This is a genomic window from uncultured Lutibacter sp. (assembly GCF_947493565.1).
GTDB lineage: Bacteria > Bacteroidota > Bacteroidia > Flavobacteriales > Flavobacteriaceae > Lutibacter > Lutibacter aestuarii.
In genome coordinates, this window is record NZ_CANLRG010000007.1 from 36,913 (window position 1) to 60,770 (window position 23,858).

Consider the following 23,858-nt stretch of genomic DNA (forward strand, 5'->3'; position numbering starts at 1 on the left):
GACTTTTGTCACATTGACTTGCATAAAAATGTATAATTTTGTAGAATAAATAAATATTAAAAATTAGTAAACATGGCTATTAAAATAACAGATGAATGTATAAACTGTGATGCTTGTATTTCTGAGTGTCCTAACAATGCAATTTACGAACCAGATAGTGAATGGGCGTATTCAGATGAAACAGCTTTAAGCGGAACTGTGACTTTACCTAGTGGAGGTGAAGCGGATGCTGATGAAATGAATGAACCATTATCTGATGAATTTTACTTTATTGTAACTGATAAGTGTACTGAATGTAAAGGTTTCCATGATGAACCACAATGTGCTTCTGTTTGTCCAGTTGATTGTTGTGTTCCTGATGAAGATCATGAAGAAACAGAAGAACAGTTATTAGGCAAAAAAGCTTGGTTACACGGAGAATAATTTATCATCATTTAATTATAAAGAAGCAGTCTAAAAAGGAAATTAATTTCTTTTTAGACTGCTTCTTTATTTTCAATTATTTTTGTAATTAATGAAAAATAAAAAATCATATACAGTAGATGAAGCTACTAAGGTGTTAGAATATTTTTGTAGTTATCAGGAAAGAAGCCATAAAGAGGTTGAAAAAAAGTTATATGATTTAAAGATGATACCAGCTGCAAAAGAAAAAATTATCCTTCATCTAATACAACATAACTTTTTAAATGAAGAACGTTTTTCTAAAGCATTTGCAAGAGGGAAATTTTCAATAAAAAAATGGGGTAAACTTAAAATTATTAATGAACTAAAGTTTAGAGATATTTCTTCTTATAATATTATAACAGCATTAAAAGAAATTGATGATCAAGAATATAAAAATACATTACAAGCGTTAGCAGAAAAAAAAATAAAATTGATAAAAGAAACTAACTATTTTAAAAAAAGAGCGAAGCTTTCAGCTTTTTTAATTTCTAAGGGATATGAAACATCATTGGTTTATGAAATAGTTAATCAATTATTTTCAGAGGAATAAAAAGAGGTAAATTAATTTACCTCTTTTTATTATAAACTAGTTTATAATTTTAAATTGAAAAATTTCAGAAGTTGATGAGTTATTACTATTGTCTTTAGTAATCACGTTCCAATAATAAGTGTTTCCTTGGCTAACAACAACGTTCTCTATTTTTTGAGTGGATGTAGTGCTTAGTAATTCAGTTGGTGGATTTACAGTTCCAAAATATACATCATATTCTTTTATATCGCCATCAACATCACTTCCATTCCATTCTAAAGTAACATTTTCACCGCTTATGGATGAGCCTAAACTAGGGTTAATTACTTCTGCAGGGAATGGGGCATAAGATTTTACAGCATCTCCAGCATTGTAGAATTTCCACTCAGAGCTTTTAGCAGTGTTGGTGGCTTCGGAATTTTTTGAAATAACCCACCATTTATAAGGAGTATTTTTATTTAATATAGCTGTGCTAAAGTTACTTGTGGTATTGGTATTGAAATTTGTATTGGTCAATAAATTTCTAATTACTAAGGTATATGAAGTGGTGTTGGTTGAAACATTCCATTCAAAATTTATTTTGCTTTGTGTACTATTAATGCTTTCACCAGTGTTACATTCTTCATTATTAATTGGAAAAGTTAGTATAGCAGCAGTTGGAGGATCTACAATTACTGGATCCGGATTGTCTTTACCGCCACAACTTAAAAAGATACTGATAATCCCTAAATTAAAAAGGATGTTTAATTTTTTCATATTATTCAATTATTATATTGAAGCTTCTAGTTACTTCTTTAGATTCTAAATTTAATATATACATTCCTTTAGGTAAATGTTTGGTGCTGATTTCAATTCTTTTTTGTGGATTGTTTAAATAAATATTGGTTGATAATATACTACCTAAAGTATTTAGAATTGAAATTTTAATGTTATTTGATTTGATATATCCAGTAGTTAAAAATAAGCTTCTATGTTGTTTTACAGGGTTTGGATATAATTTAATTCCTTCAAAAGGAACTATAAATGATTCCAAATGCTCACCTTGGCAAGCAGTTTCTGTAGTTACTTTAAGTTTGTTGATGCCTGGTTTTAATGCTAATTTTAACGAAGATTCAAATGTTTTGGTAGTTACTCCGTTTAAAGTTACAAAGTAATTGGTGCTACCGTTTAAGGTAACGATAACTGATTTTGAATGTGCATTAACTTTGGATGAAACAGCTAAATCTTCAGGTTCTGTTATTACTGCATTAAAGCAAATTTCATAGTCAGGTTGATCTTCAACAGTTATACATATCGTATAATTACCAGCTTCTAGGTTATTAAATGTAATGTTATTTGTAAATTCTTTAGAAGTTGAACTTCCACTTCCTGTAATTATTGCTGTGTAATTTAAATTTTCTGTAGCTTTTAATACAATATATCCATTATTATTTGCTCTACAAGTTTCTCCATAAATTTCTAATAAAAAGTTGGTTGTTGGTAAGCTAAATAAAGTACAGCCATTTACATCCACTGAATCATTAATAGGTGTATCGTTACAGCTATCATAATAATTCAGTACACCATCATTATCTATATCATCATCACAAATGTCGCCAATTCCATCATTATCAAAATCTTCTTGATTTGGATTTACTTTATAAGGACAATTATCGGTATCATTTGTAATACCATCTCCATCAATATCCTCATCACAAACATCACCTATCCCATCATTATCTGTATCTTCTTGGTTAGGGTTTGCAGTTAATGGACAATTGTCATTTGCATCTAATATTCCATCATCGTCATCATCGTCATCACATATGTTTCCAATTCCATCATTATCTGTATCTTCTTGGTTAGGGTTAACAGTTAATGGGCAATTGTCATTGTTGTCAAAAATAGTATCATTATCAGAATCTTCACAAACATCACCAACCCCGTTATTGTTAAAGTCATTTTGATCAGGATTGTAATTAAATGGACAATTGTCATTTACATCGAATATTCCATCGTTGTCGTCATCCTCATCACAAACATCACCTATCCCATCATTATCATTGTCTAGTTGATCTATATTAGCATTTTCAGGACAGTTGTCAATAAGGTTAACTATTCCGTCTTCATCACTATCTTCACAAATATCTCCAATACCATTGTTATTAAGATCAATTTGATTAGTGTTTGGGGTTAGTGGACAATTGTCATTCACATCTAAAATTCCATCATTGTCGTCATCTTCATCACAAACATCACCTATTCCGTCGGCATCAGTATCTAGCTGATTTTCATTTGGAGTGTATGGGCAATTGTCAATATCGTCAACTATTCCATCATTGTCAGCATCTTCATCACAAACATCACCAATTCCATCATTATCGGAGTCTTCTTGGTTTGGATTGGCTATTGTAGGACAATTATCATTTACATCTAAAATTCCATCATTATCGTCATCGGTATCATTTATTCCTTCTTCAACAATAATAAAATCATCAATTACAATACCTTCTTGGTTTTCTGCGGTATCAGAATGAAAAACAAATCTGAATAACACATTTCCTTTAGAGTTTAATGAAGATAAATTGTATGAATATTCTTTCATTTCAGTATCGGTACCTGTCCATTGGGCACCAGGACAATTTTGACAATCATTTGAAAAGCCAGAAGAAGCATTTGTTCTATTACTATTGTACCAACTAGGATCGTTATTAGTTCCTAAAATTTCCCAGTTTTTCCCATTATTTAATGAATATTCAATATAAATAATATCCCAATTTTCTTCTAAATCGTAAATCATTTTAAATTTAAAGGTAGGAGAAATTAATGAGGATAAATCATAGTATTTAGAAACTATGTAGCTCTTTTTTAAGTCGTTGTAATTTCCTGTTAAATTTGTTGCGTAAGCATTAGTCCCTGAACCTGTTGTATTAAGTAATGTTCCGTTTGGGTTACCAATGCTCCATTCTGTTGAAAAAATATCGTCTTCATTGTAGGATAGTAATTCTTCGTTTTCATCTTCAAAAGAATTTAAAATATTAGGTACTGTTTTTCTGTTTGAAACAAAAGAAGTTGATAAAGTGTTGTTTTCTGGGAAAGCATCTCCATCTACAGTTACTTCAATATTTAAGCTATGCTTTCCATATTCTATGGGTATATTAGGGATGGTAATAATACCCGTAGAGTTTTTACCAATTAAGCCATTCCATTGGTAACTTTTTTCTTCGTTAGTATCTAATTTATACTTAACAAAAACTTTATCTATAGGCTTTATACCTTTGTTTTCAGCTTTTAACTTAATAGTAAAATTGTCTTCTAAAATATTAGATATTGTAGGAGATACAATTTCTAATAATCTTATTTCAGATTCAGGAAGTTCCACAGAAATATCCGATTGCCAAATACCTCTACCATAGGTTCCTGCAGTTATTTTAGCATCATCTAGCGAAATTTCTAAATCTCGTATTGGTACTGTAGGTAAATTATTAGAAAAAGAAGCCCACTCATTAGCGGTGTCATCTAACCTAAAAACACCTAAACTTGTTCCAATATAAATAGGGTTATCTTTATGTCTTCCCTGATGTACTATGTCAAAAAAAGCTTGATTTGTTGGTAGATTGTAAGTAATATTAGTAAATGTTTCTCCATTGTCTACAGATTTATAAATACCTCTTTGTCCATATCCTGATGTACATACATAAATGATATTGCTATTACTACTATGAACAGCGATTGATGAAATATTAGCTTCAAAAGAGTGTTTTAAATTAAAATTTAAACCTTTATCAATACTTTGATAAAAGTTTTTATCTACACCTACATAAATACTATTAGTATCATTAGCATCAATTTCTAATTCATCAATTTTGCCTTCAAAAGTAGATGATACTTTAATAAATTCAGAGCCAGTAAAATGATATAAGCTTGTATAACCGGCGTAAAGTTCTCCATCCTTATTAATTTCTAAAGGAGTTACCCAATTACCTTCTTCTGGGCCTCCAAAACTAGAGATTCTATTTTCACCAGCATTGGTTGAAATGTTTAATGAACCTCCATACTGGGTAAACCCATAATATTTATTTTCATTATTTGGATCTACTGCATTGTCCATTCCATCACCTCCGTGATAATTACTCCAATCTCCATTATTTGTTAAGCCAAAGCCTCCATTGTCTTGTAATCCACCCGCAATTTTATTTGAATTTCTTGCTGAAACAGAAATTTTATAAAATTGTCCAATTTGCATGCCTTGAGTATAATCTTGAAAAGTAGTACCATGATCAGTACTTTTATAAAACCCACCATCAGTTCCTGCAAATAGTTCATTATTATAAAAACGTAAAAAATGGATATCTGCATGTGTAAATGAGGCTGTATGGTGCGACCAATTATTTAGTTTGTTAAAGCCTACACCACCAGACATAGATCTCCAAATATTTAAACAACCTACATATATTTCTTCAGGGTTTGTATCTGAAACAGCTAAAGCTAGGTCATACCAAGCCTGATCACTTTCTAATATATTTACAGTATTAGATGTTTTTGAAAAATTTTCACCACTATCTATTGATTTGTAAATGCCTTGATAATTATATTCTAAATCAGCACTTAATACATATAAATAACTAGGGTTTGCAGGTGTAACGTCTATAACTAATCTACCAGATGTAACTGGTAATCCAATAGTTTTTTGTTCAAAATTATTACCTCCATCAATCGATTTAAAAATTTTAGATTTAGTTGCAATATAAATAGTATTTGGATCTAAAGGTTTTAACTTAATATCTTTAATATTACCTGCAATTTTTTGGAGCCAAGTATCTCCTCCATTAGTTGTTTTATATAATCCATTATTTGTAGCTACCCATAATACTTCAGGGTTGTCAGGGTGGATATAAATATCATTCATTGAATCAGGTGTGTTGTTAGGATTTAAACCTGTTTCGTTCCAAGTTTTTCCACCATCAATTGATTTAAAGACTCCTGCACTATAAGTATCAGAGGCATCATCATCTCCTGTAGCAATGTAAATGGTATTGGAATCACTAGGATGAATTGCTATTCCTGAAACACCTATTTGTGGTAAGTTGTCTGAAAGAGGAACCCAGGTTAAACCTTTATCAATTGATTTCCAGATACCTCCAGCCGGAGTGCCTACATATATGATATTTTCATTATTAGGATCAGGAAGTATTACGTTTACCCTTCCTAAATTTGCAGTTGAAGTTTTATGATTAATTAATGTGTTAGGCCCAAAAGGCATCCAATTACTATCGTTAGAATTAGCATTTGTTTCAAAAGTTTGAATATTAGTTTTCCATGAATTCCATAATTTAGAAGAGTTTGGTAAATAACCATTTTTATCGGTAAAATGCTTCCAAAATTCTTCCCATCTTTTAAAAGGTTTGTAACCACTCCCTTTTTTAGTATAATCTTTACCTTTCCAATATTCATTAAACATTGATGATATTTCAGTTAATGAAAGTTGATCTGTACCTCCTTTTTTAAATTGGGTTTTATATTTGGATTGCATCCAAGGCGCTGTTTCATTGTACTGAGCTTGAACACTAGTAAAAGAAATAAACAACCCGAGCAATAGTAGAAAATTTTTCATAAAAAATAATTTCACCAAATGTAAAATAATATTTTTTTAAACGTATCTTAATATGCTAATTCAAATGAGTAATTATTAATTTTTATGAAATTAAAACTTGATTTCAAATTCAAGTATAACATTTATAATGAAAATTTAAAAACTTTCTTTTTTAATGAATAGTTGTACTTAGGGTGCTGATTTTAATCACAATTTATAATCTAGTTATTTAATAAATTTGAGTAATTATTTATGGTTGATCAAAATTATTAGTTATGAAAAAAATAGTTACACTTGTTTTACTAGCTTTAGCATCTATTAGCTATGCTCAAAATACATCATTAAAAGAAATCAATATTAAAGGAAATTTAACCGAAGTTACTCTGTTTTATGAAAATGGAATGGTCATGCAACATGGGTTTTATACAAAAGAAGGAAAATTACATGCTTCATGGGAAAGTTATAATCTAGATGGAAGTTTGAAATGTTATGCCACCTATAATAATGGTATTAAAGTTGGTGTTTGGACCTATTGGAGTGAAAATAAAATAACTAAGGTGAAATATAAAGACAATAGAATAATTAATATTATTGAGGTTGATAAAGATAAGCGAATCAAAAACAGTTATTAATTTAATTGTCTTTTTTTGAAGAGACCCTAGTAGGAATTTTTCTAATAGTTGGTTTTCTATGTTCAGGCTCTAATTCAATAGGTGTTTCGATATCAATTTCTAAAGAGTTTTGTAAGTCTTCAGCTTTGTAAATGGTATTAATTTTTGAATTAACGGACGCATATAAATTCAAAATTTTTCCAACTTCTTCATTTACTTCTTCTTCTGTAATAGATGGTATTTTTGCCATATCGGCCAATCGTAATGCTTCATTATGGAGCACATTAAAACGTGCAATAACATTTAAGGTATTTAGTTTATCAACTCTAATGGTATCTTTCATTAATTTTACTAAATCTGATAGTTCTTTAGAATATACCAAAGCTTCCATTGTTGAAATATTGTAATATTTCAACATAAACTCATCTAAGTTTTGATATTCTTTCCAATTAGCTAGCTCTTTTTTTGCTTTTGGTATTAAGGTTTCCCCAATAGTATTAACTATTCTACTCGAATCAATTTTTATTGAATCAATTACTTCATTAACATTTTTTGTCGTTTTGTTTTTATTGCACGAAGTATTTAAACTTAAAATAATGATTAAAAAACCAATTAGATATTTCATAATTATAGCTTAGAATTGTCAAAAGTACTAATAAATCTACTTTTAATTTTTAAAAATTCATTTTTAATAAAATTGCTAATAAAATAACTATAAATTTTAATTTTCAGTATCTTTGAAGCTAAATTAAACTGTTTTTTTATCAAATGAATAAGCGTATATTAATTATTGGTGCATGTGGACAAATAGGTACAGAATTAACTTTGAAATTGCGTGAAATTAATGGAGAAAATGCTGTAGTAGCTTCAGATATTAGAGAAGGTAATGAAGAGTTGATGAGCTCTGGTCCATTTGAATTTATAAACGCAATGGACTATAATTCAATTTTAAAAATTATTGAAAAATACCAAATCAATGAAGTTTATTTAATGGCCGCTATGCTTTCAGCCACAGGTGAAAAATACCCAGCAAAAGCTTGGGAATTAAATATGACCTCGTTATTTAATGTTTTAAATTTGGCTAAAGAAGGAAAAATTGAAAAACTATTTTGGCCAAGTTCAATAGCGGTTTTTGGACCAACAACCCCAAAAGAAAATACTCCACAAGAAACCATTATGGAACCTTCAACAGTATATGGTATTAGCAAACAAGCAGGTGAGCGTTGGTGTGAGTACTATTTTAATAAATTTGGAGTTGATGTAAGAAGTATAAGATATCCTGGAATCATCAGTTGGAAAGCGGATCCAGGAGGAGGGACTACGGATTATGCTGTAGAAATTTACCACAATGCATTGTTACACGGTAAATACGATTCTTTTTTGAGTAAAGATACAAAGCTACCAATGATGTATATGGATGATGCTATTGATGCAACTATTAAAATTATGGATGCTGATGCATCAACAATTAAGGTAAGATCATCTTATAATTTAGCAGCAATGAGTTTTACTCCTGAAGAAATAGCCATTGAAATTAAAAAAATTGTTCCAAAATTTGAAATTACCTACCATTCTGATTTTAGACAAAATATAGCAGATAGTTGGCCAAAAAGTATTGACGATTCTAGAGCAAGAGAAGATTGGGGATGGAAACATAACTTTAATCTTGAAAAAATGTCAAAAAACATGATTGAGAGTCTTCACATTAGATATGATGAAATGTAGTTAAATTATTAATATTTAATTAGAAAGGCTCGAAGAATTTTGAGCCTTTTTTGTTAAAAGTTATTACATGCAACGTTGTTTTATAAACAACTTTATTAACATTGAAAACAATAATTTAATTAAAATTATATGTAGTAGTCTATCAGCTATTTAAGTGTTTAAAAAATTTAATAAAACGTTTTAGTAATTTAATTTAAATTATGATATCTGTCATCTTTTTAAAATTTAGGATACCCTAATTTTGTTATTCAATTAGATAATAGATAAAATTCTAGCCTTTTTTTTAGGTATGGTATAAAAATAACTTACAAAAATATATTATTTATGAATATTTCACATATAGAACACATCGGGATAGCCGTAGAAAATTTAGACGAATCCATTAAATATTATGAAGAGGTCTTAGGAATGAAATGCTATGCGATAGAAGAGGTTGTTGATCAAAAGGTGAAAACAGCCTTTTTTTTGGTAGGTAACACAAAAATTGAATTATTAGAAAGCACTTCTCCAGAAGGACCAATAGGAAAATTTATAGAAAAGAAAGGGCAAGGCATTCATCACATTGCGTTTGCAGTTGATAATGCTACTGAAGCTTTAAAGTTAGCTGAAGAAAGAGGAGTAAAATTAGTGGATAAGGTTTCAAGAAAAGGTGCTGAAGGATTAAACATAGGTTTTCTTCATCCAAAATCAACACAAGGAGTGTTAACAGAACTATGTTCTAAAGAAGAGTAAAAAGAAAAAATATTACAATGGCAAATCAAGATAAAATTAACGAACTCATTGAAAAGAGAGTTAAAGCAAAACTAGGTGGAGGTGAAAAAAGAATTGAATCTCAACACGCTAAAGGAAAATTAACTGCGCGTGAGAGAATTGAAATTCTTTTAGATGAAGATAGTTTTGAAGAATTTGACATGTTTGTAACTCACAGAACTAAATCATTTGGGTTAGATAAACAAGTTTACCTATCGGATGGTGTAGTTACAGGGCATGGAACAATTGATGGAAGAATAGTTTATGTATTCTCTCAAGACTTTACCGTTTTTGGAGGTTCATTATCGGAAACTTATGCGTTAAAAATTTGTAAAATTATGGATATGGCCATGAAAATTGGTGTACCTGTAATTGGGTTAAATGATAGTGGTGGAGCTCGTATTCAAGAAGGAGTTAGATCTTTAGCGGGATATGCAGAAATTTTCCAAAGAAATATCATGGCATCAGGTGTAATTCCACAAATTTCATCAATATTAGGCCCTTGTGCTGGTGGAGCTGTATATTCTCCTGCGTTAACAGATTTTACAGTGATGACCGATCAAACTAGTTATATGTTTGTTACCGGACCAAAGGTGGTACAAGCTGTAACTGGTGAAGTCGTTACAACTGAGCAATTAGGTGGGGCAAATATTCACTCTACTAAATCTGGAGTTTCTCACTTTTTAGCCGAAACTGATGAAGAAAACTTAATGCTTATTAGAAAGTTAATGAGCTACCTTCCATCTAATAATTTAGAAGACCCTCCAGCAATTAAATGTGATGATCCAATTGATAGATTGGACGATATTTTAAATGAAATAATTCCAGAAAACCCAAATCAACCATATGATATAGTTGATGTGATTGCTACCATAGTTGATAATGGTGAGTTTACAGAAGTTCATAGAAATTATGCAAGAAATATTTGTGTTGGATTTGCCCGTTTTAATGGACGTTCTGTTGGTATTGTTGCAAATCAACCAAAATATTATGCGGGTGTTTTAGATACAGAAGCATCTAGAAAAGCAGCAAGATTTGTTCGTTTTTGTGACGCGTTTAACATTCCAATTGTAACATTAGTTGATGTGCCTGGTTTCTTACCGGGAACAGGGCAAGAATATGGAGGGATTATTTTACATGGAGCAAAATTATTATTTGCTTATGGTGAAGCGACAGTACCAAAAGTAACCATTACTTTACGCAAATCATATGGTGGAGCACATGATGTAATGAGTTGTAAACAATTACGAGGAGATTTAAACTATGCTTGGCCAACAGCAGAGATAGCTGTAATGGGAGCTAAAGGTGCAGTTGAAGTATTAGAAGGTTCTAACATAAGAAAAATTGAAGATGCAGAAGAAAAATTAGAATACATCGAAAAGAAAGAAGATGAGTATAACGATAAATTTGCAAACCCTTATGAAGCTGCCAAATATGGTTTTATAGATGATGTAATTGAACCTAGAAATACTCGTTTCAGAGTTATTAGAGCGTTGGAGTTATTAGCCAATAAAAAGGAAATAAATCCACCAAAAAAACATTCAAATATTCCATTATAATGTCACATATGCTTTTATATATAGATCAAATAAGTGAAGGTTATATTATCCTAATAACAGGATTGTTAATTGTTTTTAGTGCATTATTAACTCTTGCAGTGTTTTTTAAGTTTGGATTACCAGTTTTATTGTACATATACAAGGTAATAACCAAAAGAAAAGATAAGAAAATTAAAGACATATCTATTGAAGCCGATGAAAGTTTTACAGGTGAAGTTGCAGCAGCTATTTCAGCAGCAATTCATTTATATCTTCATGAACAACACGATAATGAAAATGCTATATTAACTATAAAACAAGCAAGAAAATTGTACTCTCCTTGGAGTTCTAAAATATACGGAACTCACAATAGGCTTTAACTGAATTATAGATTATTTGTTAATGGTTTTAAGTTAAAACTATCAACAAACAAACATAAAGAAAATGAAAAATTTTAAATTTAGAATACACGATAACAATTACAATGTTAGAATTGTATCGCATGAAGATAATATCATAGATTTAGAAGTAAACGGTACTTCTTATTCTGTTAAAATGAAGGAGGAAATCAAAAAAACGAAAACTCCTACTTTAGTTCGTTCAGCCTCTAAAAGACCATCTGAACCTTTAAAGGTTAATCCGAGTTCATCAACTACTAAAATTGTAGCTCCAATACCAGGAGTAGTTTTATCATTAGATGTAAAAGTTGGTGATACTATTAAAGTTGGTGATAGAATGTTAGTGTTAGAAGCTATGAAAATGGAAAACAATATTGTTTCTGAAAAAGCAGGTACTATTACTGCTGTTAATATTTCTGTTGGACAACAAGTATTGCAAAATGAAGTAATGATTGAACTAGAGTAAAAATTACACAATTATAGGTTTTTTTTAAGACGTATAATTCGTAAAAAATAAAAAAATGAAAAAAGTATTATTAATATTTGGAGTGATATCCTTGCTAGTTTTTATTAGACCTGCTTTAGGGTTAAACAAAGATATAAATCCAAATAATACCATCACATCAGTTCAAGCTGATCAAGTAAATCAGGTAGAAGAAGGGGTCTATGATGGAGCCTTTAAAGGAATCAAACAATTTTATAATTACACTGGTTTTGCAAATGCTTCTGCAGGCAATTTAATTATGATACTTATTGGTATTATATTTATATATTTAGGCATTAAGTTTGATTACGAACCCTTACTTTTAATCCCTATAGGGGCTGGTGTAATTATTGGTAATGTGCCATTTGTTGCAGGAAATCAAACAGGAATTTATGAAGCAGGTTCTGTTTTAAATTACTTGTATTTTGGAGTAGTAAAAGGTATATATCCACCATTAATCTTTTTAGGAATTGGTGCAATGACAGATTTTTCGTCGTTAATTGCAAATCCAAAATTAATGTTGTTAGGTGCAGCGGCACAAATTGGTGTATTTGCAACATTTTTAGGAGCACTTTATTTAGGTTTTAATTTACCTGAAGCTGGGGCTATAGGAATTATTGGCGGAGCAGATGGTCCAACAGCAATTTTCCTTTCTTCAAAATTAGCCAATGGGATAAATCTTTTAGCTGATGGAACAGTTGTAAAAAACTTGATTGGTCCAATTGCAATTGCCGCTTATTCTTATATGGCATTAGTACCAGTAATTCAACCTCCTTTAATGAGATTGTTGATTTCTAAAGAGGATAGAAAAATAAAAATGAAACCACCTAGAGCTGTATCTCAAAAAGAAAAAATGATTTTTCCAATTGTTGCTTTATTATTAACAACATTTATTTCTCCAAGTGCATTACCATTATTAGGAATGCTATTCTTTGGTAATTTATTAAAAGAATCTGGAAGAACGGAACGATTAGCAGATACAGCACGTACTAAATTAATTGATATTGTAACCATCCTTTTAGGAGTTACGGTAGGTGCATCAACGCAAGCAGACATTTTTATCACTAAAGATTCATTAATGATATTTGGTCTTGGGGCAATATCATTCGTAATTGCAACTATGGGAGGACTATTCTTTGCCAAGTTTATGAACTTGTTCTTAAAAGGTGATGATAAAATTAATCCATTAATAGGAGCTGCTGGAGTTTCTGCAGTTCCTGATAGTGCAAGAGTCGTTCATCATGAAGGGTTAAAATCGGATCCAACAAATTATTTATTGATGCATGCAATGGCACCAAATGTATCTGGTGTAATTGGTTCTGCAATTGCTGCGGGTATCATATTGAGCTTTTTAGGATAAATATAATTTTGATAAGTTGAAAAAATAAACAGCACATTTAAAGTTTTAATAAAATGAAAATACCAAATGTAATGACAGCCAAAGAAGCTGTTAAATTAATACAATCAGGAAATAGGGTTTTAATTCAAGGAGGGTCAGCAACACCACAAACTTTAGTCAAAGCAATGGTTGAAAGAGCTCCTGAGTTAAAAGGAGTTGAAATAGTACACCTTCATACAGAAGGAGAATGTGGTTATACAGCACCAGAACTAAGTGAAAGCTTTAGAACAAACGCTTTCTTTATTGGAGGAAACGTAAGAAAAATGGTAGGAGAAACGGTTGATTATATTCCAATTTTTTTGAGTGATATTCCAAGTTTGTTTCGTCAAGGATATATGGATTTAGATGTAGTTTTGGTAAACGTTTCACCACCAGACAAACATGGTTTTTGTTCTTTAGGTGTTTCAGTTGATATTGTTATTTCAGGAATTGAGCAAGGAAAAAAAGTGATTGCACAAATTAATCCACGTATGCCACGTACTTTTGGAGATGCTTTAGTACACGTTAATAATTTTGATGCTTGTGTACTAGTTGAAGAAGAAATTTATGAGATGAAATTTGTGGAACCTACTGAAGAAGAAAAAGCAATAGGTAAAAATATTGCCGAAATTATAGATGATGGGGCTACACTTCAAATGGGAATTGGAGGAATTCCAAATGCAGTTTTAACATTCTTACACAATCATAAAGATTTAGGAATACACACAGAAATGTTTTCTGAAGGCATTGTAGATTTAGTTGAAAAAGGTGTTGTAAATGGCTCTAAGAAAAAACTAAATCCTTATAAAATTATTTCAGGATTTGCAATGGGAACTCGTCGATTATATGACTTTATGGATGACAACCCAGAAATTGAAATGAATGATATTGCTTATGTAAACGATACGGCTGTTATACGTCAAAATCCAAAAGTTACAGCCATTAACTCTGCGATTGAAATTGATATTACGGGTCAAGTTTGTGCTGATTCAATAGGTTCTAGAATGTTCTCTGGAGTTGGTGGCCAAATGGACTTTATGCGTGGAGCTGCTTTATCAATGGGAGGAAAACCAATTATAGCAGTTACTTCAACTACGCACAAAGGAGTTTCTAAAATTGTTCCTATGCTTAAACAGGGAGCAGGTGTGGTAACAACCAGAGCTCATGCTAGATTTGTTGCTACAGAATATGGCGTTGCAGAGCTGTTTGGAAGAAACTTAAAACAACGAGCTCAATCTTTAAGAGATGTTGCACACCCAGACCATAGAGAGGATTTAGACAAAGCTATTTTTGAAAGATTTGGAAGTAGTTTAATGGTTAAATAATTTTATTTAAATTACGCATATCACAATTAATATAAACTATTATGAACGATAAAAACAAAACGCTTTTCTCTGAATTCAATCCTGTTTCAAAACAAGAATGGATGGACAAAGTGAACATTGATTTAAAAGGTGCAGATTTTGACAAAAAATTAGTTTGGAAAAACTTAAGCAAAATTGCAATTCAGCCTTTTTATACAAATGAAGATACCATAAATTGTTTAACAAATACTGGAGAAAACTCTCAGGCTTTAACAAACTACCGTGCTATTAGGGTTCAAAATGCTGAAAACGCAAATAAATTAGCGTTAAAAGCTATTGAAGAAGGAATGAACGGAATAATATTTGAAGTGGTTGAGCATATTGCTGTTTCTGAGCTTTTAAAAAATATTAATTTGAATGAAATTTCAGTTTCATTCATCCTATTTTCAAATGAACTTTCATTTGCAACGGAATTTATTTCATTTGTAAAACAAAATAATGTAGCTTCTCATAATTTGAAAGGGTATTTTGATACTCAACTAATTTCAAATTATGTTACAACTGGAAAATTAGACAATACCAATTTTGATGTAATTGCAGCTTTGATTAACTTAACAGCGGAGTTTCCTAACTTTAAAGCAATAACTTTATCAGGAAGTGAGTATTTAGACGCTGGTGCTAACCAAGTTCAAGAAATTGCATATACGCTAAATTCATTAGTTTATTTAATTGATGAACTTACCCAAAAAGAGATAAAAGTTCAAACTATTTTTGATAATTTAAACATCAATTTTGCAATTGGATTAGAGTATTTTATTGAAATTGGAAAATTTAGAGCATTTAACAATTTATTACAAGAAATTGCTACTAAATATGGGATTGTAGAATTTTCTAAAACAGTAACAGCTAAAACATCAATTTGGAGCAAATCTGTTACAGATGCCCATACCAATATGTTACGTGCTACTACAGAAGCTATGTCTGCTATTTTAGGAAATGTTGACGGTGTTTTAATTGATCCGTATGATAAAGAATTTAATAATCCTTCAGATTTTTCAAGTAGAATAGCAGGAAATATTTCAACTATTTTAAAAGAAGAATCTTACTTTGGAAAAGTTAGTAACCCTGTTGATGGTTCTTATTATATAGAAGAAGTTACATTTAAAATTGCAGAAAAAGCTTTAGAACTTTTCAAAGCAATTGAAGCAAACGGAGGTTTTTATACTTCATTTGAAGGAGAATTAATTCAAGAGCATATTGCTCAAATTCGTCAAGAAAAAGTAAAATTAATAAGTCAAAGAAGATTGCCTTTAGTTGGAGTAAATAAATATCCTAACTTAATGGAAAAAGTATCTTCAGAAATTCTTTCTGATAGTTACAAAATAACATCTACTAAGATTTTAAAACCTAGAAGAGCTTCTTTGGAAATTGAAGCTATTAGAAAAGCAACAGAAGAATTGGTTGCTGCAACCAACAAACGCCCAATAGTTGAATTGGCAAGTTTTGGAAATTTAACAATGCGTAAAGCTAGAGCGGCTTTTTCATATGATTTTATTGGAGTAAGCGGATTTAATGTACAGCAAGAAGAAAGTTACGCTTCTGCATTAGAAGCTGCTGAAACTAGTGCAAATTCTGAAGCAGATGTTGTGGTAATTTGTAGTTCAGATGAGGATTATAACGAGAGTGCCATTGCTTTTGTAAAAGCCTTTAGAGCCTTAAATAATACCAAAGTATTGTTATTAGCAGGAGCGCCAAGTAATATAGATGAATTAACTGAAGCTGGTTTAGATGGTGTTGTAAATATGAGATCAGATGTGATTACAACCATAGCTAGTATTCAGAAAAAAATTCAGCAAACAATTAAAGCTTAAGAGGTATGAAACCAGATTTTTCAGATATAACATTAAACTCAGCAGTAAAACAAACTACTGCAACTTCAGAGAATCAAGAAGTTTGGAATACTCCTGAAGGAATTCCTGTAAAAAAACATTTTTCTAAAGACGACATATCAGAAGCTGAACATTTAGGTTTTGCAGCAGGTATTCCTCCATTTTTAAGAGGTCCTTATAGTGCTATGTATGCTATGCGTCCTTGGACAGTACGTCAATATGCAGGTTTCTCAACAGCAGAAGAATCCAATGCTTTTTACAGAAGAAACTTAGCGGCTGGTCAAAAAGGACTTTCAGTTGCTTTTGATTTAGCTACCCACCGTGGTTATGATTCGGATCATCCACGTGTAACGGGTGATGTTGGTAAAGCAGGTGTTGCTATAGATTCTATTTTAGATATGGAAATTTTGTTCGATCAAATTCCTTTAGATAAAATGTCGGTTTCTATGACTATGAATGGAGCTGTTTTGCCAATTATGGCTTTTTATATTGCTGCTGCAAAAAAACAAGGGGTTTCTTTGGATAAACTTTCTGGAACCATTCAAAATGATATTTTAAAAGAGTTTATGGTGCGTAATACATATATTTACCCACCATTACCTTCTATGAAAATAATTGGAGATATTTTTGAATATACTACTCAAAATATGCCGAAGTTTAATTCCATTTCAATTAGTGGTTACCATATGCAAGAAGCTGGTGCGACCGCTGATATTGAGTTAGCATATACTTTAGCAGATGGTTTGGAGTATATTAGAACTGGATTAAAATCTGGTTTAAAAATTGATGAATTTGCTCCGCGTTTATCTTTCTTTTGGGCGGTAGGAATGAATCACTTTATGGAAATTGCTAAAATGCGTGCAGGGCGTATGTTGTGGGCAAAAATTATAAAGCAATTCAATCCAAAAAATCCAAAATCAATGGCATTGCGTACACATAGTCAAACTTCAGGTTGGAGTTTAAGTGAACAAGATCCATTTAACAATGTAGCACGTACGTGTATTGAAGCAATGGCGGCCGGTTTTGGAGGAACTCAATCACTTCATACCAATGCATTAGATGAAGCAATTGCGTTACCAACTGATTTCTCTGCTAGAATTGCGCGTAATACGCAAATTTTTATCCAAGATGAAACACAAATGACCAAAGCGGTTGATCCGTGGGCAGGTTCTTATTATGTAGAATATTTAACTCAAGAAATTGCAAAAAAAGCTTGGAAATTAATTGAAGAGGTTGAAGAGCTTGGAGGAATGGCGAAAGCTATTGAATCAGGTGTTCCTAAAATGAGAATTGAAGAAGCTTCAGCACGAAAACAAGCTCGTTTAGATTCTGGTCAAGATATTTTGGTGGGTGTAAACAAATATCAAACAAAAGAAGAGTCTAATATTGAAATTTTAGAAGTTGATAACACAGTTGTTAGAAATTCTCAAATAGAACGTTTGAAAAAATTAAAAGCAAACAGAGATCAAGCAATCGTTGACGCTAATTTAGCAGCGTTATCAAAATGTGCAGAAACTGGAAAAGGAAATTTATTAGCATTGGCTGTTGAAGCTGCAGAAAATTTTGCAACTTTAGGTGAAATTTCAGATGCTTTAGAAGTTCATTTTGGAAGACATAAAGCAAATACTAATTTAATAAGTGGTGTGTATAGTAAAGAAGTAAATAACGATAGTACATTTGTAAAAGCTCAAAAGTTGGCAGATAAATTTGCTGAAATTGAAGGACGTAGACCAAGAGTAATGATTGCCAAAATGGGTCAAGATGGGCATGATAGAGGAGCCAAAGTTGTGGCTTCAAGTTTTGCAGATTTAGGTTTTGATGTTGATATGGGATCATTATTCCAAACTCCTGAAGAAGTTGCGAAACAAGCTATAGAAAATGATGTGCATTTTGTGGGAGCTTCAAGTTTGGCAGCTGGTCATAAAACATTAATTCCTCAACTAATTGAAGAATTAGAAAAATTAGGAAGACCAGATATTATGGTATTTGCAGGAGGAGTAATTCCTGCTCAGGACTACAATTACTTATTAGAAAGAAAAGTAGCAGCCATTTTTGGACCTGGTACGGTAATTTCTGAATCAGCAATTACTATTATGGAAAAATATTTAGAACAAGAATAATTTCTAAATAATGAATAGAAAAGCCCAGCATTTTAATGCTGGGCTTTTTTGGTTTTAAGTAAGTTGCTTTAAAGTTTTAAAAATGATTTTTTAAATTCTTCAATAATAAATTGAGCGGCTTTAACAGGAGATATTTTTGCAGAGATAATAGCTTCTTCTAAAGTGTTTAATTGTGCTGCAATATTTTTAGAGCCGTAAAATAAATGTTTCAATTCTTCATTAATATTATTGTACATCCACTGTATTTGTTGATGATTTCTGTTTTTTTCAAAATAACCATTATCGGTTACTAGCTTTTTAAATTTTGTAATTTCTGTCCAAACTTTATCAATTCCAATATTTTTTATGGCAGAAGCGGTACTAACCACTGGAGTCCAGTCAGACTCGGATTGTGGAAATATGTGTAAAGCATTTTGATATTGAATTCGAGCTTTTTCACTCATTCTGATATTATCTCCATCGGCTTTGTTAATGACTACCATGTCAGCCATTTCCATAATTCCTTTTTTAATACCTTGTAATTCATCACCAGCACCAGCGAGCATTAATAATAAAAAGAAATCGGTCATGCCATGTACAGCTGTTTCAGATTGTCCAACACCTACAGTTTCTATTAAAATAACATCATAACCTGCAGCTTCACAGAGTAGCATAGTTTCTCCAGTTTTGTTGGCAACACCTCCTAAAGTGTCTCCAGAAGCTGATGGACGGATATAAGCTTCTTCAGAATTGGCCAATTCTTCCATCCTAGTTTTATCACCCAAGATGCTTCCTTTAGAACGTTGACTACTTGGATCAATTGATAGTATGGCCACTTTATACCCTTGTGTAATTAAATACTTTCCAAAAGCTTCAATAAAGGTGCTTTTACCTACTCCAGGAACTCCTGTTATTCCAATTCTAATAGAATTTCCGGATTTTGGTAAAATTTCTTGAATAATTTCTTTAGCTAGTATTTTATCACTTTTTAGGTTACTTTCAATTATAGTAATTGCTCTTGAAAGTAAAACTCTATCTCCTTTTAAAATACCTTCAATATATTCAGATGCTGTTAATCTATTTTTTGGTTTGTAGTTTTTCATTAAGTCTTCAATAAATATAAGATAGGTTTTAATTTATCTATAGGTGTTTAAAATATAACATTAGCAGGTTAAAAACTGCTATAACAAAGATACGGATATTGGTAAAAATTTACTGTTGAGCTTGGTTATTTTTTAAACATTATTTGTTGAAAAAAGGATGAAATTAAATGTTAAAAATCTTTTCTTTTTAGTTTATGATTCATTCTAAAAATTGGGAATAATACCCAAAGTATAAGTATCGACATTGAAATGAGCATTCCAAAATTTGTTCCAAAAAACTTTCTAAAAACGGCTCCTGTGTAACCTAATAAGGCAGAGATATCTAACTTGAGTAAAATTAAAATTCGAGATAAATCTATAGGGTTAAACATAGTGGCTATTAACGAAAATTTATCTAAAGGATATTCATCAAACATTACTAATGAAATTAAGAAAATACCATCATAAATAACTGCTAAAAATAACCACATTAAAATGGCGTAACCAAATCCTTTTATTTTGTTTTCGGTAGAGAGTGCAATATTGTATGATAATGCAACAAAAATAAAATTTAAGAAAGATCCAACAACTAATAGTAATGTAAAGTTAAAAATAGCTGTAGATTTTAATAAACCGTATAATACAAAAGGAATTCCTAAGCCAAGAACTAAACTAAGAGTTAAAGAAAATGAAATACCTACGTATTGTCCCATAAATATTTTTTTTCTGTTAATAGGCTGAGCCAGTAAGAGTTCGGTAAATTCTTTAGAATTGTAATAATACATCACTCCAAAAATAGTTCCAATTAAAGGAGTTAATACAATTATAATATTCATTAATGTAATTACAGCTTTATTTACGTCGTTGTTTAAAAAAAGTAATACAAATCCTAATAGTAAATAAAATATGAAGTAAACATAACTCCAACGGCTTCGCATTAAATCGTAAAAACTATATTTTAATATTTTAAGCATATTGTTTAGATATTAAATTGGCAATAGCATGTTCTAAATTATTGTTGTTGGTTTGTTTTTTAAGGGCATCTATACTTCCTTTGAAATAAATTTTACCATCTAATAAAAACACAATTTCATTAGCAACCTCATTTACAAAACTCATAATATGAGTAGTAATTAAAATGGTTTTACCTTTCTCTTTTTCTTTTTGTATAAGTTCTTTAAGGTGAATTAATGAAATTGGATCTAAACCTGTAGTTGGTTCATCTAAAATAATTAAATCACTATCAAACATAAAAGTTAACACTAAATTTACTTTTTGTTTTGTTCCGCCTGAAAGATTGCCAAGTTTTTTATTTAAAAAGCTTTTTAATCCAAAAAGCTGAATTAATTCTTGTTCATTTGAACTTTTTGGACGTAAATTTTTTACCATATTTACTAGTTCTATGACAGATAAGTTTGGAGGGAAGTTGGCAATTTGTGGTAAATAGTTTAAATTATTGCGATATTCCCATTTTTTTAAAACACTTTTCCCTTCAAAAAGAATGTCTCCTTTGTTAGGGATTACCATGCCTAATAAGCATTTTATTAACGTTGTTTTTCCAGATCCATTAGGACCTAAAATAGCAAAAATACCTCCTTCTTTAATATCCAAATCTAAACCATCTAATACGGTTAATTTACCAAAACGTTTATGTAAGTTCTTAAATTGAATCATTATTTTTTTTCATTAAAGGTTTTTTATCCATTAAATCATCGGGTGTAAAAACAGGAGATACTTTTTCAGAGAAATTAATAATATCTACAAACAAACTTCTCAACATTACCAAGGCCTCAGGAGTTTTATTAACCACGTACGAAAATAATTTGACTGGTCTATAAGGAACATCACCAATGCCATCATTATCTAAATCATAACCGGTATATTCACTCCAATAATTATTTTCAAATTTATTGTCATTTACCTTGGTGTTGTATGCCAAATCTAATGAATTATGCATAAAATCATTCTTTTCAAAAATATTTGTGTAACAAGCTCCAGCAATTTTAATAGCCCAACCATTTCTTAAAAAGGTGTTGTTTTTGTAGTTTATGCGAGTGCATCCTTCCCCTTTAATTCCAATGGTATTTTCTTGAAAAAGATTATTATAAATTTGTGTGTCGTAAATTTCTTTTAATAGAAGTCCATAAGAAGCTGAACCCCAATTATGAAGAAATTTATTTTGATACATAATAATGAATTTAGAAAACATTACAGCAACACCAGCTCCGTTATTTTTAAAAACATTATTGTAATAAGTGTCGTTATTTGAAAACATAAAATGTAATCCGTAACGAATGTTATTATGACTTAAATTATTATGAACTTTACTTTCGGTAACAAACTCGAAGTAAATACCATCTCGCATTCCAAAAACCTCATTACCTTCTACTTCCATATTAGAGCAGTGCCAAATATGAATACCGTTACCAGAATTGGCTTCATCTTTAGCCGTACTAGATAGTTTGTTTTTTAAAATTTTACCGTGATGAGATTTCTCAATTAAAATTCCAAAAAAGATTTGATCTAAAATTACATTTTCAATTACAAAATTTTTACATCTTACTACTTTTATGGCAGCGTGATCTTTTGTATAACTAACACCTACATTAATAATTTTTAAATTTTTAATGATAAAATTATTGGCTGTAATGTGGAGTACGCTTCCATTATTATTTCCATCAATAATGGTACCTTCTTCTCCAAAAAGGGTAATTTCTTTATTTACTTCAATATCATTTTCTTTATAAACGCCTTTTCTGATAAAAATTTCATCACCATTTTCAGCAGCATCAATAGCTTTTTGAATGGATGAATTTTCACAACTATTACAAACTTCAATTTGTTTGGCTTGTATTACTGAATAGGAAAATAATAAAAGAAGAATGCAGATTTTTTTCATGATTATTTATCAGAAAGTCTTTTTTTGAGAGTTTCCCAAGTGTAAAGCTCTCCTGAAAATTTTTGAAGTAATTCTGTTGCTTTTTCTTTGCTAGATACAGCTGATAAATTAGCTCCCATAGGGCTTTTTATTTTGGGACTAATTAGATAGGTTGCTGTTTTTGCATCAATCATTTTTCCTGGATCAGCGTAATCTGCTACTAATATAATTGCCAAATTATCTTCATTTTTTTCGCTTAAATCATTTACTAAACATTCAATGGCATCAAATTTAAACTGTTTACCTTTTTTAGTAACGTATTGTGCTGCATGAGTTTTGTCTACAATGTTCATAACGCAAAAATTACATTGATCTTTGCCATATTCAATTGGTTGAGGTTCCACCTTACAAGAAATGGTAAGCAATAGTATTGTTAAGCCAATAATTGACTTGTATATAGAAGATTTCATTTTTTTGATTTTAATAGTTATGTAAATATACATTAAAACGGACATATACGCTATATCCGTTTTTGTTATTTTATAATAAAAATTAAGCTTGATGTTCTTTTTTTCCTATAAAAAATGCAACTAAAGTTAATACCATTCCAACAAATAAAAAGTAGGCACCTGTTCTAGGATAAGAATGCGCTACAAAGTTTAAAATGGTTTTAGTTCCAAATAAAGGAGGTTGATAAGCCAAAGGTGATCCATCAGCATTGGTGAATTTAATTGCTGCCTTATCGCTTAAATTGTGTCCATAATCATATTCCCATAAGTAAAAATCATACATGCCAGCAATACCTAAAACGGTCATTAAAATGAACCAGAATAAATACCATTTATAATTTGCTTTAAATGCAATTAATAAACCAAGTACAATCATAAATCCAATTACAATTGGAAAGATATCGAATTCAATCATGTGTTCAGGAATGTCTTTCATTCCAACATAGTGGTTCATTAAATTAATGTTTTTAATGTCGTGAGGGTTCATATCAGCAATTTTTGTGATATAAATATCCATTCCAATTGGTTCAGGGTATTGAGGAGCCTCAAGTGTTATATTCCAAAGAGGAAATACAAATAATCCAAGTAATAGGAGGGTTCCTATTAGCATTAATAATTTAGATTTTTTCATTTTATGTACTAAGTTTTAAGATTAATTTAATTTCTGC

21 protein-coding genes are annotated in these 23,858 nt (G+C 30.5%); 12 read left to right on the forward strand and 9 right to left on the reverse strand.

What is annotated here, in order from left to right:
• Positions 1-72: 72 nt before the first annotated feature.
• Positions 73-423 carry a 4Fe-4S dicluster domain-containing protein gene (locus tag Q0714_RS10005; RefSeq protein ID WP_298264623.1) on the forward strand — a complete coding sequence of 117 codons (351 nt, stop codon included), beginning with the start codon at positions 73-75 and terminating at the stop codon, positions 421-423.
• 91 nt (positions 424-514) lie between these two features.
• Positions 515-994 (forward strand): regulatory protein RecX, encoded by a 480-nt coding sequence (locus Q0714_RS10010; protein WP_298264625.1) that lies wholly within the window; start codon positions 515-517, stop codon positions 992-994.
• A gap of 36 nt (positions 995-1,030) precedes the next feature.
• Here Q0714_RS10010 and Q0714_RS10015 read toward each other — a convergent pair whose 3' ends face one another.
• Both Q0714_RS10015 and Q0714_RS10020 read right to left on the reverse strand, forming a co-directional pair.
• The gene (locus Q0714_RS10015) at positions 1,031-1,729 is read right to left on the reverse strand and encodes a hypothetical protein (RefSeq protein WP_298264627.1); all 699 of its coding nucleotides are present in this window, start codon (positions 1,727-1,729) and stop codon (positions 1,031-1,033) included.
• A 1-nt stretch (position 1,730) separates the two neighbouring features.
• Positions 1,731-6,566, reverse strand: a complete 4,836-nt coding sequence (locus Q0714_RS10020) for a thrombospondin type 3 repeat-containing protein (protein ID WP_298264628.1) — start codon at positions 6,564-6,566, stop codon at positions 1,731-1,733.
• 254 nt (positions 6,567-6,820) lie between these two features.
• Between Q0714_RS10020 and Q0714_RS10025 the strand changes: the two genes are divergently transcribed.
• Entirely contained in the window at positions 6,821-7,177 is a 357-nt protein-coding gene (locus Q0714_RS10025) for a nicotinic acid mononucleotide adenyltransferase (RefSeq protein WP_298264630.1), read from the forward strand.
• Position 7,178: 1 nt separating this feature from the next.
• Here the strand turns inward: Q0714_RS10025 and Q0714_RS10030 are convergent, their stop codons facing one another.
• A complete protein-coding gene (locus tag Q0714_RS10030; protein WP_298264632.1) occupies positions 7,179-7,781 on the reverse strand; it encodes a hypothetical protein in 603 nt (200 codons plus the stop codon).
• Between the two features lie 143 nt (positions 7,782-7,924).
• Between Q0714_RS10030 and Q0714_RS10035 the strand changes: the two genes are divergently transcribed.
• The 9 genes from Q0714_RS10035 (at position 7,925) to scpA (ending at position 18,742) form a co-directional block, all read left to right on the forward strand.
• Positions 7,925-8,881, forward strand: a complete 957-nt coding sequence (locus tag Q0714_RS10035; RefSeq protein ID WP_298264633.1) for an NAD-dependent epimerase/dehydratase family protein — start codon at positions 7,925-7,927, stop codon at positions 8,879-8,881.
• Between the two features lie 324 nt (positions 8,882-9,205).
• On the forward strand, positions 9,206-9,613 hold the full coding sequence (mce, locus tag Q0714_RS10040) for a methylmalonyl-CoA epimerase (RefSeq protein WP_298264635.1): 408 nt from the start codon (positions 9,206-9,208) through the stop codon (positions 9,611-9,613).
• A 17-nt stretch (positions 9,614-9,630) separates the two neighbouring features.
• Complete coding sequence (locus Q0714_RS10045; protein WP_298264636.1) at positions 9,631-11,190, forward strand: acyl-CoA carboxylase subunit beta; 1,560 nt, start codon at positions 9,631-9,633, stop codon at positions 11,188-11,190.
• Positions 11,191-11,198: 8 nt separating this feature from the next.
• Entirely contained in the window at positions 11,199-11,549 is a 351-nt protein-coding gene (locus Q0714_RS10050; protein ID WP_298264638.1) for an OadG family protein, read from the forward strand.
• A 64-nt stretch (positions 11,550-11,613) separates the two neighbouring features.
• Positions 11,614-12,033, forward strand: a complete 420-nt coding sequence (locus Q0714_RS10055) for a biotin/lipoyl-containing protein (RefSeq protein ID WP_298264639.1) — start codon at positions 11,614-11,616, stop codon at positions 12,031-12,033.
• A 55-nt stretch (positions 12,034-12,088) separates the two neighbouring features.
• Complete coding sequence (locus Q0714_RS10060) at positions 12,089-13,411, forward strand: sodium ion-translocating decarboxylase subunit beta (protein ID WP_298264640.1); 1,323 nt, start codon at positions 12,089-12,091, stop codon at positions 13,409-13,411.
• A gap of 53 nt (positions 13,412-13,464) precedes the next feature.
• A complete protein-coding gene (locus Q0714_RS10065) occupies positions 13,465-14,754 on the forward strand; it encodes an acetyl-CoA hydrolase/transferase C-terminal domain-containing protein (protein ID WP_298264641.1) in 1,290 nt (429 codons plus the stop codon).
• Between the two features lie 41 nt (positions 14,755-14,795).
• A complete protein-coding gene (locus Q0714_RS10070) occupies positions 14,796-16,604 on the forward strand; it encodes a methylmalonyl-CoA mutase family protein (RefSeq protein ID WP_298264642.1) in 1,809 nt (602 codons plus the stop codon).
• A 5-nt stretch (positions 16,605-16,609) separates the two neighbouring features.
• A complete protein-coding gene (scpA, locus tag Q0714_RS10075) occupies positions 16,610-18,742 on the forward strand; it encodes a methylmalonyl-CoA mutase (RefSeq protein ID WP_298264644.1) in 2,133 nt (710 codons plus the stop codon).
• Positions 18,743-18,810: 68 nt separating this feature from the next.
• Here the strand turns inward: scpA and meaB are convergent, their stop codons facing one another.
• The 6 genes from meaB to Q0714_RS10105 form a co-directional block, all read right to left on the reverse strand.
• A complete protein-coding gene (gene meaB, locus Q0714_RS10080; RefSeq protein WP_298264645.1) occupies positions 18,811-19,824 on the reverse strand; it encodes a methylmalonyl Co-A mutase-associated GTPase MeaB in 1,014 nt (337 codons plus the stop codon).
• Positions 19,825-19,994: 170 nt separating this feature from the next.
• A complete protein-coding gene (locus Q0714_RS10085) occupies positions 19,995-20,777 on the reverse strand; it encodes an ABC transporter permease (RefSeq protein WP_298264647.1) in 783 nt (260 codons plus the stop codon).
• The gene (locus Q0714_RS10090) at positions 20,770-21,477 is read right to left on the reverse strand and encodes an ABC transporter ATP-binding protein (RefSeq protein ID WP_298264648.1); all 708 of its coding nucleotides are present in this window, start codon (positions 21,475-21,477) and stop codon (positions 20,770-20,772) included. The genes Q0714_RS10085 and Q0714_RS10090 overlap by 8 nt, the downstream gene beginning before the upstream one ends.
• Positions 21,464-22,702 (reverse strand): nitrous oxide reductase family maturation protein NosD, encoded by a 1,239-nt coding sequence (locus Q0714_RS10095; RefSeq protein ID WP_298264649.1) that lies wholly within the window; start codon positions 22,700-22,702, stop codon positions 21,464-21,466. The genes Q0714_RS10090 and Q0714_RS10095 overlap by 14 nt, the downstream gene beginning before the upstream one ends.
• A 2-nt stretch (positions 22,703-22,704) precedes the next feature.
• On the reverse strand, positions 22,705-23,151 hold the full coding sequence (locus Q0714_RS10100) for a nitrous oxide reductase accessory protein NosL (RefSeq protein ID WP_298264651.1): 447 nt from the start codon (positions 23,149-23,151) through the stop codon (positions 22,705-22,707).
• Positions 23,152-23,233: 82 nt separating this feature from the next.
• Positions 23,234-23,821 (reverse strand): hypothetical protein, encoded by a 588-nt coding sequence (locus Q0714_RS10105; RefSeq protein WP_298264652.1) that lies wholly within the window; start codon positions 23,819-23,821, stop codon positions 23,234-23,236.
• Between the last annotated feature and the right edge of the window lie 37 nt (positions 23,822-23,858).